This is a genomic window from Alistipes sp. AM16-43 (assembly GCF_003435745.1).
GTDB classification, from domain to species: domain Bacteria; phylum Bacteroidota; class Bacteroidia; order Bacteroidales; family Rikenellaceae; genus Alistipes; species Alistipes onderdonkii.
In genome coordinates this window covers 50,399-65,433 of record NZ_QTUQ01000010.1, presented here as the reverse complement: position 1 = coordinate 65,433, position 15,035 = coordinate 50,399, and the positions used below count along the sequence as shown (strand labels likewise).

14 protein-coding genes and 1 pseudogene are annotated in these 15,035 nt (G+C 51.4%); all 15 read left to right on the top strand.

From position 1 onward, the window contains the following. Positions 1-108 precede the first annotated feature (108 nt). Positions 109-354 (top strand): annotated as a pseudogene (locus DW189_RS14795) (fimbrillin family protein); the annotation flags it as partial. A gap of 259 nt (positions 355-613) precedes the next feature. Beyond that, positions 614-1,141, top strand: coding sequence for a DUF4255 domain-containing protein (locus DW189_RS13220; RefSeq protein ID WP_117508518.1), 528 nt, complete (start codon positions 614-616; stop codon positions 1,139-1,141). Between the two features lie 12 nt (positions 1,142-1,153). Continuing rightward, positions 1,154-1,942 (top strand): hypothetical protein, encoded by a 789-nt coding sequence (locus DW189_RS13215; protein WP_141417951.1) that lies wholly within the window; start codon positions 1,154-1,156, stop codon positions 1,940-1,942. Positions 1,943-1,996: 54 nt separating this feature from the next. Further along, positions 1,997-3,586, top strand: coding sequence for a phage tail sheath family protein (locus DW189_RS13210; RefSeq protein ID WP_117508516.1), 1,590 nt, complete (start codon positions 1,997-1,999; stop codon positions 3,584-3,586). Between the two features lie 56 nt (positions 3,587-3,642). After that, a complete protein-coding gene (locus DW189_RS13205) occupies positions 3,643-4,101 on the top strand; it encodes a phage tail protein (RefSeq protein WP_117508515.1) in 459 nt (152 codons plus the stop codon). Between the two features lie 18 nt (positions 4,102-4,119). Further along, entirely contained in the window at positions 4,120-4,572 is a 453-nt protein-coding gene (locus DW189_RS13200; protein WP_117508514.1) for a phage tail protein, read from the top strand. 38 nt (positions 4,573-4,610) lie between these two features. Further along, positions 4,611-4,742, top strand: coding sequence for a hypothetical protein (locus DW189_RS14675; RefSeq protein WP_259295443.1), 132 nt, complete (start codon positions 4,611-4,613; stop codon positions 4,740-4,742). Positions 4,743-4,761: 19 nt separating this feature from the next. Beyond that, positions 4,762-5,424 carry a CIS tube protein gene (locus tag DW189_RS13195; protein ID WP_117508513.1) on the top strand — a complete coding sequence of 221 codons (663 nt, stop codon included), beginning with the start codon at positions 4,762-4,764 and terminating at the stop codon, positions 5,422-5,424. 17 nt (positions 5,425-5,441) lie between these two features. Then, positions 5,442-7,217, top strand: a complete 1,776-nt coding sequence (gene vgrG / locus DW189_RS13190) for a type VI secretion system tip protein VgrG (RefSeq protein ID WP_117508512.1) — start codon at positions 5,442-5,444, stop codon at positions 7,215-7,217. Positions 7,218-7,251: 34 nt separating this feature from the next. Continuing rightward, the gene (locus DW189_RS13185; protein ID WP_117508511.1) at positions 7,252-7,551 is read left to right on the top strand and encodes a PAAR domain-containing protein; all 300 of its coding nucleotides are present in this window, start codon (positions 7,252-7,254) and stop codon (positions 7,549-7,551) included. 160 nt (positions 7,552-7,711) lie between these two features. Beyond that, a complete protein-coding gene (locus DW189_RS14295) occupies positions 7,712-8,323 on the top strand; it encodes a hypothetical protein (RefSeq protein ID WP_141417950.1) in 612 nt (203 codons plus the stop codon). Positions 8,324-8,431: 108 nt separating this feature from the next. Next, on the top strand, positions 8,432-9,619 hold the full coding sequence (locus DW189_RS13175) for a hypothetical protein (protein ID WP_141417949.1): 1,188 nt from the start codon (positions 8,432-8,434) through the stop codon (positions 9,617-9,619). Between the two features lie 573 nt (positions 9,620-10,192). Further along, on the top strand, positions 10,193-10,531 hold the full coding sequence (locus tag DW189_RS13170) for a GPW/gp25 family protein (RefSeq protein ID WP_310590949.1): 339 nt from the start codon (positions 10,193-10,195) through the stop codon (positions 10,529-10,531). A 531-nt stretch (positions 10,532-11,062) separates the two neighbouring features. Then, positions 11,063-14,281 (top strand): baseplate J/gp47 family protein, encoded by a 3,219-nt coding sequence (locus DW189_RS13160; RefSeq protein ID WP_117508507.1) that lies wholly within the window; start codon positions 11,063-11,065, stop codon positions 14,279-14,281. 21 nt (positions 14,282-14,302) lie between these two features. Continuing rightward, positions 14,303-15,034, top strand: a complete 732-nt coding sequence (locus tag DW189_RS13155) for a hypothetical protein (protein ID WP_022332788.1) — start codon at positions 14,303-14,305, stop codon at positions 15,032-15,034. Position 15,035: the final 1 nt, after the last annotated feature.

The window sequence follows — 15,035 nt, the reverse complement described above, 5'->3', positions numbered from 1 at the left end:
CAGGCAGACTATTGGATTTTTTCGACATAATTGCTGATGACACCACATATCTGAAGTCGAGCAGCCCCGCTTTAAAAAGACAAGCAAAAAGAAAAAGCACTTGCCACCTATCAGGCATTGGCTGTTCCACAGAAAATAAGCAACGGCAGTTCTCTAATCAAAACAGGAATAGCAGAATATTCACCATTCTATTATAAACCGAAATCGGAAATAACATGGCGGGGCGGTACAGAATACACCTATAATATAACCATCGAAGGCAGCACGCTTTCCGTTACCACAAGGACGAGCATCTGCCGGAGCACTGCTGGAGCAGCTTCCGGTTCGGGCTGCGTAACGTTTATTGCACAATAAAATGGCAAAAGATGCTGCTAAAAGCGACTTCTGTACGTCCGGACGGCACACCGGCGGATAAGGATGCGAGCACCAATAAATCTGAATTTCCGTACTATGCCTCTAATGGCATGCCATTTAAAGGTGAGGTGTGTGTTAAGTTTCTGATTTGATTTATCTATTCGGTGTAAAGCCGTGCTCAGAACATTGAATAGTCGAGATGACATAACAAAAAGCGGGCTTTGGAAAGAGTCCGATCATAAATATAAAAAGTAAGAAAATGATAAAACGTATCCTGACATATTACGCCGAGCGTCTGGAGGAATACCTCTCCCGCCTGCACCGCCAGCCCGAAGGACTCGCCACCGTGGGGCTTATCGGTTCTGCCGGAGAGGAATGCCCCAACAAGGTGGTCATTTCGCTGGTCAACCTCGAAAAGGAGACTTCGGGCGACATGACGTATATGCAGCGCAGCGGCAGCGGATTCGTCGGCAAGGGAGCACCGCTGATGATGAACATGCACGTCATGCTGGCGGCAGTCTATGACGGCAAACGCTATGGGGAGTCCCTCTCCGTCCTCTCGGAGACACTGGCGTTCATCCGCTCTACGCCGAAGTTCCAGGTAGACGGATACGTCTATACGATGGAAATCGTGCCGATGTCCACCATGGATCTCCACAATATCTGGACGACCATGGGCGGGCAGTACTATCCGTCGGTAATCTGCAAGCTGCGCGGGCTGGCCATCGACTCCTCCGAGATTATCTCCAGCGGAAGCATGGCTGGAGAAACAAGTGTAAAGACGTAAAACAAGACATATATGGGAACCTATCGTCCGTTATACAACATCCGCATAGAGCACGAATATTTCGATGGGAACATCTGCCGTGCCATGCAGTGCCGAATATCCCCTTCGGGACAGGCATTGTGTCATCGTCGCGGTCTGTTGTTCCGCCAAACCGGAACGAACGAATGGACGATACTGTATGATGATGCAGGTGCGGGCGTTGACACCCTTTCCGATGTGTTGGCATTGGAACTGGTGATGGCCGACCCTGCATTTGTGCTCTATACGCAGTGGAACGGTTTCCAGCCGTCCTCAGCCTATCGGCTGGAGCTTCCGGTCGGGCAGGAAACGCTGGAAGCGACGGGCGCCATCGTGGAGCAGTCTGCCAAGCGGCAGATAGGAAAGGGATTCTGCACGGTACTGCTCCGCCTGACAGAAGAGGTATTCTCCTCTGCCAAGGCGGGAACGCCGGAGACCGCCTGTCTGCAGTTCCATGTCCCCGAATACCGGTGGGAATACCTTTTCGTCTCCCGTGGCGGCGAAAAATTCTCTCCGGAAAAACTCCGGCTGGAGGAATGCGGCGGCAAACTGACATTCGGGCCGTTCGAGGCGGCGGCCGAATATGGCAGGGAAGTGCTGCGTACCGTTTCCCTCGAAAGGATTCCCCTGCGGAAACAGTACGGGTTCCGGCTCCGCCTGACATCCGTCACCGAAGGAGACAACCGCCCCAGACAGGTGTTGCTGCGCAATGTGGCACTGCCCAAGCCGGGCGTTTTCCTGAGCAAAGCCCCGGAGTTACTCCGGCAGTTATGTTATTTTTAGATTGTAATCCATTACATATAACCCGATTGTTAAACCATTAAAACACTAAAACGCATGGCATCAATGAAGACACCCGGTGTTTACATCGTGGAGAAAAGCGCCTTTCCCAACTCAGTAGTCGAAGCCCCGACCGCCATCCCCGCTTTCATCGGCATCACCGAAAAAGCCGTGAACGGTGCGGACTCGCTAAGTGGCAAACCCTGGAAAATTACATCGATGACGGAATTCCAACAGTATTTCGGCGGAGCACCGGCTCCGGAGTTCAGGTTGTCCGTGGTGGACTATCCGGAAAAGGATGCATCGAAAACATTCTACGGCATCCCCTCTCCGGACAAGAGCAAGCTCTTGCGGGTGGAAGCTCCGGAAGTGACATTCTCGCTCTATTACCAGATGGTGATGTTCTTCGCCAACGGCGGCGGTACCTGCTATATCGTTTCCGCAGGCACTTATGACCAGAAGAGCCTGATTGACAAGGAGAAAGTCGTCGCGGCACTTACCGCCTTGAAGAAGGAGCAGGAAATCACGATGGTGCTCGTCCCCGAAGCCGTGTCGGTGGATGAGTGCAAGGACATCCAGACCCAGGTGCTGGCACACTGCGGCGAGATGATGAACCGTTTTGCTATCCTTGACGTGCAGCCGAAAGCAAAAGAGAACGAGGTGATGTCGGAACAAATAGAGATATTCCGCACGAATGTCGGGGCAAACTTCCTCTCATACGGTGCCGCCTACTACCCGTGGCTGAATACCTCCGTGCTCTCCGACAAGGAAATAGACGGCACGGTGCTGGCATGGGATTACAACGCTGCCGCTCCCGACCTGTCGGCGTTCTTTGACCCGAAATCAGGCTTCCCGAAATTCTTCGCCGATTCTTTTGCAGAAATAGCTAAGGGCAAGAAAATCGTAAGACCCGCACAACTGGACGACACGGGGGCGGAAACAGCTCCGGCAGAAACGGCTGATTATACTTGGGATGAACTTGCCGCCATGAAGAACAACCTGCACAACGCCCTGTTGCAGAATCTTCCCGGTTATCAGTACATCGTGAACAAAGTAAGGGAAAGGCTGAACCTGCTTCCTCCTTCGGCGGCCATGGCAGGACTATACACGATGGTGGACAACACGCGCGGTGTATGGAAAGCCCCCGCAAACGTGTCCGTGAACTACGTGAACAGTCCGACCGAGAATATCGACAACGCCCTCCAGGAAGACCTTAACATGCCGATGAACGGCAAGGCGGTCAACGCCATCCGCTCCTTCACCGGCGAGGGTATCAAGGTATGGGGTGCCCGTACATTGGACGGCAACTCCCAGGACTGGCGTTATGTGAACGTACGCCGCACGATGATATTCCTTGAAGTGTCCTTGAAGAACGCAGCCAAGGCATACGTGTTCGAGCCGAATGTGGCATCCACCTGGATGAACATGAAGTCGATGATGGACAGCTTCCTGCGCAGCATATGGAAACGCGGCGGACTGGCAGGCTCCACCCCGGAGGAGGCCTACGAGATTCATGTGGGACTGGGCGACACAATGACCGGCGACGACATACTGAACGGCATCATGCGCATCACCGTGCTGGTGGCCATCACCCGTCCGGCGGAATTCATCGAAATCACCTTCCAGCAGCAGATGCAGAAGAGCTGACGGCAATAATGTATTGATCTTGAATTCATTAACAAACAATTAAAACATAAAAGATTATGGCAGACGAAAATGGAGCTGCACAGAGCGCTCAGACATGGCCCGTACCTGAATTTCATTTCAGCGTGGATATAACGGATGTGGGAAAAATCTCCTGCAAGGAAGTGTCGGGACTCGATATCGAGTTCGACGTGATTGAATACCGCTCGGGCGACATGCCGGGCTTTACCAAGGTGAAGATGCCGGGCTTGCGCAAGAGCGGCGATGTAACCCTGAAGAAAGCAATGTTCAAGGATGACAAGAAACTATGGGACTGGATCAACCAGGTGAAGATGAACATCATCAAACGCGGAACCGTGACCGTTGCCCTGCTGGACGAGGCAGGAAGTCCGGTACAGAGCTGGAAACTGACCAACGCATGGCCGAAAAAGTACACCGTGGAAGGCTTCAAGGCCGATGGTAATGGTGTATCTATGGAAACGATTGTGTTGGCACATGAAGGAGTGACACCGGCATAACCTTGAAAACGTTGAGATATGGCTCCTGACAGCAAGACATGGAAACCGCCGGTAGCATTTCACTTTCAGGTGGAATTTCAATGGGAGGGCAACAAGGCATCCGCCTCTTTTGCAGAGGTGGATGGCCTTGGTCAGGAGCTTGTGTTTGAAAACGGGAAAGACCAGGCAGGAATAAGACTCCCGGAAGATGTCAGGGTAAACGATTTGGTGCTGAGGCGTGCGCTTGAAGCTATCAATGAGAAAATCACCGCATGGGTGAAGAATACATTCCGGTTCAAATATGGGGCAAAAATAAAGCCGTGCAACATGACCGTTACTCTTCTTGATGAAAAGAATAAAATAGCTGCAAGCTGGATTTGCACACGTGTCATTCCTGTAAAATGGTCTATGGCTCCACTGAATGCGTCGGAAAGCAAAATAGCCATTGAAACGATAACCTTGAAATACGAAGAAATAAGGAGGAGCAAATAATGCCGATAGTCATAAAGGAAATACATGTTAGCACTGTAGTGGAGAAAAAAGTCATTCTTCCCGAAGAAATCTCTGAAAGGACTTACGAACGCCTCAAGCAAAAGGTGGTGGAGGAACTTTCGGAACACGGCGCGGGCATTCGTGCAGAAAGAGGAAAGAAAGAACGTTGAACAACATTGAACCGGTAAGATGGAAAAATTGAAATTCACGGCATATACCGATGCAAAGTATAGGAGCAAAATAGGTGATGACTATACGGTATTGATGGATCCAGACACCCTACAGTTCGGGAAAGAAATCGTGTATCGTGAGGACAGACAGCTTGGTGCCATAGGCGGGAATACCCGGTTCGAACGTTACAAACCGGAAAACCTTTCATTCAAGATAACCGTTGACTGTACGGGCATCATAGAGGGAACCGGAGATAATGACAAGGTATATAACAAGATACAGGAGTTGGAGAAGTTGCTGTATATATATAACAGTGACGGACACCGTCCCTCTTACGTCCTTATCCAATATGTCGAACTGCTGTTCAAAGGCCAGATAAAGAAGATGGATGTGAAATACACCTTGTTCAGCAACAGCGGTGTTCCGCTCCGTGCCTCTGTCGAGTTGACCTTTACGGGCTTCCGGTGCAGTGAGGAGGAACGTAAGAAGTTCCACAAGCAGTCGCCCGACATGTCCCGCCTTATCACCGTCAAGGAGGGGGAAACGCTTCCTTACCTGTGCCACAAGATTTACGGGGATTCCCTGCTGGTGCGGCAGGTGGCAAGGTTCAACAACCTGAACAGTTTCAGAAACATACCGGCAGGAACGGAACTCCTGTTTCCGCCACTAAAAAAGGAATAGAAGAAAGGGGGAAATATATGGCAGACTCACCGTCAAAATATGCAGGCCGCAACCTTGCGTGCAAAGTCTTTTGCAACGGCAAGGCATTGGGGGACGCCTTCGAACTGGTGTCGGCTCATGTCCGCCTGGAGCTGAACCGCATCGGCAAAGCCACCCTGCGTTTCAATGCCGGAGACATGGATAAGCAGACTTTCGACGAATCCGACTCTGACAGTTTCAAGCCGGGCACTGCTATCCGTATCGACGCAGGCGAACTGAATGACTTGAAGACTTTGTTCGATGGCATCATTCTGGATACGGGCATACGCATCGGCAAGGGACACCGTTCCCTGATGACGGTGGAATGCCGTGATAACGCCTACGCTGCCACACAGGTGCGCAAGAACCGTATCTTCGAGAAGAAGAAAGACTCAGACATGATAGAGGAAGTCCTTTCCGCATATGGCAAGGTGTCGGCAGACAGCACGGACTACCAGCACCCCGATATGGTGCAATACTATTGTACGGACTGGGATTTCGCCCTCTCGCGTGCCGATGCCTGCGGTATGTTCATTCTCACCACGGGCAGCGACATCAAGGCATTCAAGCCGGCAGCGGGCGCATTGCCCGTGCTGACCGTCACCTACGGCAACGACCTGATAGACTTTGACGGCGGACTATCGGCAAGCGACCAGTTTTCGGGGTATGATGCCGTGTCGTGGAACCCTTCGGAACAGAAGTCCGTCAAGGAAAGTGCTTCCGTTCCCAAGCTGAACAAGCAGGGAGACCTGGAACCGGAGAACATAGCCGCAGCCGATAATATGCTGCTCCAAACCGATGCCCCTGCGGACAGCAAAGTGCTGAAAGTATGGGCAGACAGCATGGCATTGAAAGCCGGGCTTGCACGTTATCACGGTTCGTTCAGCTTCTACGGGGCAGCAGAAGCCGTACCGGGTTGCATCATCGAACTGAAAGGCTTGGGCAGGCGGTTCGGCGGCAACGCCTTCATCGGTTCGGTGGAGCATATCATCGAGCATAATGAATGGATTACCAAAGCCGGAATCGGCATCAACCCCGGCAATATCACAGACGAGCCGGATGTGGTAAGCCCCCCTGCGGCAGGCTTGCTGCCAGGCATGGAAGGGCTGCATACGGCGGTGGTGAAAAAACTGGACGGCGACCCACAGAAGCAGTACCGCATACAGGTGGAACTGCCGTGGATGGAGGGACAGGACAAACTGCTTTGGGCACGTCTCTCCACATTATATGCTACCAACGGTTCAGGCAGTTTCTGGCTGCCCGAACCGAACGATGAGGTATTGGTGGGTTTCGTGAATAACAACCCGGCCAATCCCGTCATTCTCGGCTCAATCTATGGTGAAAAGCACAAGCCGCCCTACGAATACGAGGCGGAGAACAACAAGAAAGCCTTGGTCACACGCCAGAAGATGCGCATCGAGTTCGACGAGGAGAAGAAAATCATAACGGTCTCCACCCCCGGAAAGAATACGGTGGAAATTAGCGATGACGGGAAGCACATCCGTCTGACTGATGAAAACAAGAATGAAATCATGATGGACAAGAACGGCATCACGCTCTCGTCCGCAAAAGATATTACGCTGAAAGCCAAAGGCAACATCACGATGGATGCCACGATGAAAATCAGCGGTACAGCCAAGCAGGATGTCAGCCTCGAAGGGCTGAATGTCAAGGTACAGGCGAAGGTGGGAGCCACCGTCAAGGGCAACGCCACAGCGGAACTCTCGGCAAGCGGCCAGACCACCGTAAAGGGTGCAATGGTGATGATTAACTAAATAGCAAATTATAAGAATTTAAGCAGATAGTATTATGCCGCCTGCTGCAAGAATAACAGACATGCACACCTGCCCGATGCAGACACCGGGCTTGCCACCCATCCCCCATGCAGGCGGCCCGGTCATAGGTCCCGGAGCACCTACGGTATTGATAGGCAAACTGCCTGCGGCAGTCATGGGTGATATGTGCATATGTACGGGACCGCCCGACAGCATCATCAAAGGATCGGCCACAGTGATGATTGGCGGCAAGCCTGCCGCACGCATGGGCGACACCACGGCACACGGAGGCGTAATAGTCGCCGGATGCCCCACGGTACAGATTGGAGGATAACAGTAAAACAATATAAAAAGAATAATGGTATGAGCAAGAGGAATTTATCAAGACTGATTTTCGGAGCATCGCTTCTGCCCCTCGCCGCTTGCTTGAAAGATGAAGCGACGGACGGTAATGCCACAGAACAGTAATTTCTAACCATTAAAAATTGAAAACCATGTACGAAGCAAAACAACATAAAGCTGCGGTTTCCCATAAGTTTTCCGTTACAGAGAAGAAAAGTGTACAACAATTACGAATGAATGACAACAGAGAAAGATCTGTACCGCAAAAAAAACGTGTACAGGGAAACCAGTCAATATCCGCACTTCAGTTTATTAAAAAATGCGACTTGCATAATGATATGGGACAAGAATTTAAGGCAAAACATATTGCAGAAGGCAGTGTTCTTCCTTCAATGCGAACAGAGGAAAATAACGCAAATATTCTTGAAGCAATTTACTATCACCGGGATAAAAAAGACCGTAAGCCAAAACACACTATGCTGTTTTGCACTTCCACTGTTCTTTGTGAGAATTTACTGAGTACCATAAATGATGCAGAAGATGTGTCTTATGGTAAACAATATATTTCGACAAATGAATATCCTGCCATTACGATTTTAAGAAGTTATAATGAACATGATGATAAATATTCAAGAGCTGAATTTGAATACGGCAACGCCAAGGTAAAAGTAATGGTCAAGAAAGAAGGTAATATACCATGCTTCGACCATCTTGTAGGGACTGAACCGCAATCTCTTCCTAATAAAATAAACTTAATTGGCTAAGACACCTTTCGTCGGTGATCCCGATCTGCTGAGGTAAATCTGAATTAAAGCAGTAGCCTCTGCGAAAGAGACAAGAAAAATATCTCGAAATTTCAAAATCGGATGATTATGTACGAAGCGAGACAAAATATAAATGTTTATCCACGCACTATTTCAACTGTGCGTAACAGATATAATCGCCCCCCTCAAGCAATTCAACGCCATGTATTCTTGAATGGTAAAGTTATAGGGATCGACAGGGCTCAGAAAGAATTTGAGCGCATGAAATTAGAATTGAATATAAAACAAATTACATTCCTGAAACACTTGATCGAATCTGATAAACATTACTTATTTAGCGAGTTGATAGGATTGCTGGGCATCGATAATAGAAAATGGAAATCTGCCGGCCCATCTAAACCGATTCGAGAAGATGACAGTCCGCCCCTGATGTATTATGGCGAATTACATACTATGTTCACATTACCGAAGGATGCCGCTGTAATAGAACAATATACAAAAGAAAAAAGATGTGCTATCAGTATTAGAGAAACCGGGCGAGAATCATTATCAAGGTTAGCACAAGGTGCTGGCACGAAGCCTCATTCGATATTGGACAAGTCGCTAAAGCCCAAAACAGCACCTCTGATTGCGGATAAAATGAATATCGGATATAAAAATAGAAGAGAAGCATTAAAAAAAGTTTTGAAGGAACTTGACTTGCCGAAAGAGATGTCGGGGATGGTTCCTCATTGGAGCAACGGAACAATTGATGGTTTCTATTTAACTCAGGAGGGCGTAGAATCATACAAGAAAGTTCCCCAAAAGAAGATTATACAAGCTGAGGGAACATACTTGTCTTTGGCCTCATGTAAGAATATAGGAAAAGACACCAAGAATGAAAAAAAACCAAGTTGGCATCGAAATTTTATAACAGGAGACTACGATGTGCATGATATTGTTAAATTTAGAAAGCTCAACAGACGCAATCAAAAAAGAATCGAGATAGGTTATCCAAGAGTTCCCAAAGCAAGTGATATGGACTCTGGGGAAAGACATGGAGACACAGGTATGTTGATGGACATTAATGATAAAATGGGATATAGTAACGACCAAAAGAGATTCCAGCATGGCGCTCAAGTCAATTTTAAAGATTTTGCAGAAAAGCACGGCGAGCCAATTATTGAGGCGTTATTACATCCTGATTTCCCAATAGCACTTTGCGACAGGGGAAATTGGTTTAAAATCTCAAATGAAAGGCAACTAAGAAGATGGTATATTTGGGCGAAATTAGGATACAAGTGGAATAAAATATGAAAATTCCGTCCCGGCGGATATGTTATCCGCTCTGGTCAAGAGTACAAGGATTCATAATCCGATAGGATAAAGGTGAAACAGGGATAAACGAACCGAAGTATCAACGCTGAAATCCAGCAACCATGTACGAAGCAAGCGAACATAAGGAATCTGTTGGAAATAAAATTCCCGACAATTTTGTGTCAACGGAGTACGACAACGGGTAGTGATTGAAGATGGAAGAAATGTCATATCAATCTATAATAATGTGACAAAACAATTCAGAGAAGAGATGATTGGATAAAAAATGGGATTGGCTGGTAGTTTAGAATTTGCAGGAGCTGGAAATGGTACAGGATTTCTTTCGGGAGGTTCTAAGGTGCTTTGCTTGGCGGGTTAACAGGAGGAGGAATAGAAGCTATAATAGGTGTTGTTGGAGGTGCTATTTTCCCCCGCATACAAGGATACGATTAAATGGCAATAACGAAAAACAATAATGATAATTATAGAACAGATATGAACGATAACAAAACATTCCTCGGTAACGGTTGGAGCTTCCCTCCGGCATTGGAAAGGGTCGGCACTCCTACCAGAATGGCTGCCTATGAAGAGAAGATACGCCAGAGCCTGTGGACGCTGCTGAGCATCTCACCCGGCGAGCGTGTCCACCGCTATGACTACGGCTGCCCTGTGCGGCGGTATGTGTTCGAGGCAATGGACATCTCCACGCAGACTTTGCTGCGTGAGGCAATAGAACATGCGGTGGTGATGTTCGAGCCGCGGGTGGACTTGAACCGGGTGGATTTCGAGGTGAACGACAAGGAAGGCATTCTGAATATCACTTTGGACTACACTATTCGGCAAACCAACAGGCGCACCAACATGGTCTATCCTTTCTACCTGAATGAAGGAACCGACCTTGCCGGGTTGTAAAGGATCAATAATTAAAGATACAAATCGCTCTTTGACATGCTGGGAAAAGAAAAAGGAATAATGAGAAAAAGCTGTACGGTTGATTAACAGACGGATAATTATAGTATCTTTATCTTTTCAAAAACGAAATAAACGGTATTGTGATGTTCTGCAAACGAAACGACGGAGTGAAGGGACATCTGCACACAGACGACAAGCCGCCGGTTCCAGCTGGACTTGGAACGGCACACCGCCAATACCCTCCGATAGAGGCGCACATATACCAAAGAAGCCATGGCCGCATCCTTATTACCGACGGTGCGGATATCTGTCATACCGGAGCCTCGCTGAAAGATCTCGGCAAGAAGATATTCGCCTTCTCCAAACTGGAAATACCTGCAACCGCCGTTACGGACTTACCGTAAGATTTATTATAACTCCATTATTCCGCTTCCCCTTTGCGACACAAGGCCGCACGAGGAAAGCGGTTTTCTTTTTTCCGGTATCGGACAAGAGCCTCCAATGATATGGTAATTTATAAACGATGTCATAATGGCAGAAAAGACGACATACGAACAGAAAGGCACGCTGCGGGAGGAGTGCATGCAGGACACCGCCATGCCGGACGGCTTCCGCCCCTTGGAGAGCGATTGGCGGGAGTTGCTGCGCTGGCTGATGTCGGTAAGCGGCAACCTACCTTACTATGACCGCACGGACAAGGAGAACGGCAGGCTGTCGTCATTGTGGGAGAACCATGTGCTGACGGTACTGGTGGACATCCTGCAAAAGGATGTGTGTGGCTATGTGGACTCCTTCGTGGACGGACGCGGCACCTCGGCCCAGACCGAATACACGAACGACCTGAAAGACAAGTTTACGGGATGGGCCTGCCGCCTGGGGAAATACATCGACCGGAGCCGCAGTCAGGCAACGGAAAGCCCTGCCGTGGAAGTGGCAGGACAGTTGCTCGAACAACTGGAGAAAGCCGTTCCCCGGAATACGGAACCCCGCCCAAAATCTTTCTTCACCCCGCTGAACGACATGAACCGGCCCTACTACGGAATGCTCGGCACGGTGGCGGACATACAGAAGAAAGGCGGCGAATACATTACACGTATTGAACAAAGCGGCGATTTGGATGCCTCGCTCGCCCTGCTGCTCACCTTCGTCAGAAATTATTGCGGTATCGCGGAACGCTTCAACGCCCGCTTCTGCAGTTGGGCGGAGTTCTACCGCCGGAATATCCTGCACGACACCCCGAAAACGGCGGTGCAGGACAGCACGCTCATCGTCATCGACCCGGACAGGAAGAAAATCACGGAAACCTTCCCGCTGCCGAAAGGCACGAAGTTCACCGCCGGCAAAAAGGCGGACGGCTCCGACCTGTGCTATGCCACCGCGGAAAAGGCATACATCATCCCGGCACGCATCCTTGCAGCATACGCCCTGTCGGCCAAAGGCAATCGCCTGCACATCACACCTCTTCTGAACAAGGAGCAGGAAAGCGCCTGCCCCTTGTTCGATGCCGCCAATCCCGCAGCCAGGGCATTGGAATACGGCTGGCTGCTTACTTCGCGCAGCCTCGTTCTGTCGGAGGGCAGACGCACCGTAACCGTCAGTTTCCGTCTGGCTACCCCCAAAGATACCCCGATGCCCGACCTTCCGGCATGCACGCCATTTATCCTGCAAATCAGCGGCAGCGAGGGCTGGGTGCAGACGACATATACACCGGACTACGGGCAAGAGACCCGTTCACTCCGGCTCACATTCACCTTGAGCGAGGGCGACGAGGCCCCGGCTGCCTGCACGGACGAACTGCACGGCATTACCACCGGACATCCGTCCCTGCGCATCCTGTTCGCCGACAGAGAACTGCCGCAGACACTGCGTATCGAAAGCATAACCGTTGCCACCGAAGTGACGGGCATCCACAACTTCACCCTTATCGGGGAGTCGGGGCAGCTTGACCCCTCGCAACCGTTCTACCCGTTCGGTTCGACGGGCGAACGGGACAACCGGCTGATTTTCGGCCACGAAGAAGCCGCCTTGAAAGAGATAACCGCCGTAACTCTGAACGGAGCCTGGACGAAGCTGCCCGAGAACGGTTTCGGCACGATATACAGGAACTACGACACCGGGCAACACGTCGATGAAAAGAGCTTTCTCGTGCGCTGCCAGTGGCAGGAGAACAGCCACTGGTACGAATGCTCCGGCTCTCCGCAACCGCTTTTCCACAAGGACAAAGAAGGCAAGCTCTCCGAGGAAGCCTCCTTTGAGCTTACGCTGAGGGGGAACACGGAGGCCAACAGCCTGACGCCCTACCGCCGTGACAGCAACGGCTTCTACCGCCTGACACTGGACGCTCCCGATATGGGCTTCGGCATGAACGCCTACTACCGCCTGTTCTCCGAAGTGATGATGCACAACGGACGGGAGAAAAAGAAGAATTGGAAACCCGTACCCGAACAGCCGCAAGTACCGATGCTTAGCGACGTGACTTTCGGCTATAAGTCCGAGGAAACGATTTGGCCGGGCGACGGCTGCCTGTACCGTTTCACGGGAATAAACGGTTATGAGCAATGCTTGTCCTCTTATGAACCGGCTCCGACATTCCAGCCCGAAATGGAATATCCCTCCCTGCTGGTGGGACTGGATGACATGGGCGACACGAACCGTGTACGGCTCTATCTCGACCTGCGCTATGCCGTGCAGGACTGGAAACCGGTCAGGGAACAGTCCGGTTGCGCCTTGACCATCGGCAGGTACATGGGAAACGGCATCTGGAAAAGAGTGCCGGAGGAGGAGGTGCTGTGCGAGGAAACGGACGGTTTGACCCGCAGCGGCTTCATTGAGGTAAGTGCTTCGGGAAAGGAGAAAGGGAACGGGCTGTGGCTGCGGTTCGCTTTCAAGGACGGAAAAGTTCCGGAAAGCACGATTGTGAACGGCATCTATCTGAACTGCTTCCGGGTAACGGCTGAAGACGGCGACGGCAACGCCCTGCCTGCCGGGACGATACAGGCTCCGGCAATGGCGGACAGCCGCATCCTCACCGTGACCCAGCCCATGCCGGGCAGCGGAGGCAAGCCTGCCGAGACGGAAGCGGACACGGGTGTCAGGCAGCGCATCCGCATCTCCTCACGCAACCGCGCCGTATGTGGCGGCAACTACGAGAAAATGATACTGGAACGCTTCCCCGAAATAGAAAAGGCATGCTGCATCCCGGATGCGGGAGAGGACGGCGGCGTACATGTCGTGGTATTCCCCAAACCTGAGAAGCGGAAATACCCGTCCCTGCCTGGATGGAAACTGTCGGAAATAGAGCGGTTCATTCGGAAATACGCCCCGCCGTTCGCGGCGATACATGCGTTCAACCCCGTGTACGAGCCGCTGAAAATAAGTTTCAAGGCGGTACTAAAACCGGACACATGCGACCCCGGCAGCGTGAAACGGCGCACGGAAAGGCGTATCCGCGTATTCTTCATGGCGTGGTATATGGACGGCAGGCTGCCGGATCTGGGTGTGCGGTATTCATGCGACGCGCTTCTGTCCCGCATCGTCAACGACGAGTGCATCGGCGATTTCATCTCGCTGGATATCACCACAGGAGACAGGACGTATCGCATAACCGGAGAAGGCGGCAGGGACGACCTGATGCTTTCCGCCGCGGGCGACTGCGGGGTGCTCTATGTGGAGGAACTCGACGTGAAACTGGTCAATGGCCGTTCCGGCGTGGGCGAAGCGGGAATCGGGACTGGGTTCGTGATAAGATAGGACTATTAAAAACAAGATACGATGGACAGCAGATACAGGGACAGGAAAACATTGAAATCGTACTTCCAGCGGGGAGACAGCCCCACGGAAGACCAGTTCGCCGAACTGATAGACTCCGTAACCAACATACACGAGGACGGGAAGGTGACAGCCACAGCCTCCGACGGCGTGCGCCTGTTTCCCGCGGGCAAGAGCGGCGTGGCAGCCACCGTCTTTACCGACGACCCCGACCAGGGCGGATCGGAACCGTTGTGGCGGATTGCTCTCGACGGCGAAAACGGCCTGAGAATACAGGATGACAAAGGCAAAACGGTGCTGACGATAGACCGCGACCGTAACGTCACCGTGGAGGGCACGCTGAAAGCGGCCGGATACCTCTCGGGGAAAGACGGGGAGGAAGAGAGTCCCGGCTCCGGCATCCTGAAGATAAAAGCCGACGGGTTGTGGCACGACCTGCCCGTGGAAGATGCGGCAGGACAACCGGCTGACAGATGCAGGATGTACCGCCTGTCCGTCTGTTACCTGAACAGGCATAGCCGCACGTACTCCGCATGTGAAGCCGTCGCCTCGCATTCACAAGGCCGGAAACGGCGTGTCCGTTCTTCCCGGAAACACTGGTGGGGCTGGTCTGGCCGTGTCAGGATACGCTGGCAACGCACGGGCGGGAAAATCCGTCTCCAGATAAGAAGCCGGTGGACAGAGAGCGGTGCGGAGGCCATCTACTGCCGTATCGAAACCCTCTGGGAATTATAGG

Excerpts from the sequence above, each read along its gene's own strand:
- DW189_RS13210 (WP_117508516.1), top strand. The coding sequence starts at position 1,997 with ATGGCATCAATGAAGACACCCGGTGTTTACATCGTGGAGAAAAGCGCC.
- DW189_RS13185 (WP_117508511.1), top strand. The coding sequence starts at position 7,252 with ATGCCGCCTGCTGCAAGAATAACAGACATGCACACCTGCCCGATGCAG.
- DW189_RS14295 (WP_141417950.1), top strand. The coding sequence starts at position 7,712 with ATGTACGAAGCAAAACAACATAAAGCTGCGGTTTCCCATAAGTTTTCC.
- DW189_RS13170 (WP_310590949.1), top strand. The coding sequence starts at position 10,193 with ATGGCTGCCTATGAAGAGAAGATACGCCAGAGCCTGTGGACGCTGCTG.
- DW189_RS13160 (WP_117508507.1), top strand. The coding sequence starts at position 11,063 with ATGGCAGAAAAGACGACATACGAACAGAAAGGCACGCTGCGGGAGGAG.
- DW189_RS13155 (WP_022332788.1), top strand. The coding sequence starts at position 14,303 with ATGGACAGCAGATACAGGGACAGGAAAACATTGAAATCGTACTTCCAG.
- DW189_RS13175 (WP_141417949.1), top strand. The coding sequence starts at position 8,432 with ATGTACGAAGCGAGACAAAATATAAATGTTTATCCACGCACTATTTCA.
- vgrG (WP_117508512.1), top strand. The coding sequence starts at position 5,442 with ATGGCAGACTCACCGTCAAAATATGCAGGCCGCAACCTTGCGTGCAAA.
- DW189_RS13200 (WP_117508514.1), top strand. The coding sequence starts at position 4,120 with ATGGCTCCTGACAGCAAGACATGGAAACCGCCGGTAGCATTTCACTTT.
- DW189_RS13215 (WP_141417951.1), top strand. The coding sequence starts at position 1,154 with ATGGGAACCTATCGTCCGTTATACAACATCCGCATAGAGCACGAATAT.
- DW189_RS13220 (WP_117508518.1), top strand. The coding sequence starts at position 614 with ATGATAAAACGTATCCTGACATATTACGCCGAGCGTCTGGAGGAATAC.
- DW189_RS13195 (WP_117508513.1), top strand. The coding sequence starts at position 4,762 with ATGGAAAAATTGAAATTCACGGCATATACCGATGCAAAGTATAGGAGC.
- DW189_RS13205 (WP_117508515.1), top strand. The coding sequence starts at position 3,643 with ATGGCAGACGAAAATGGAGCTGCACAGAGCGCTCAGACATGGCCCGTA.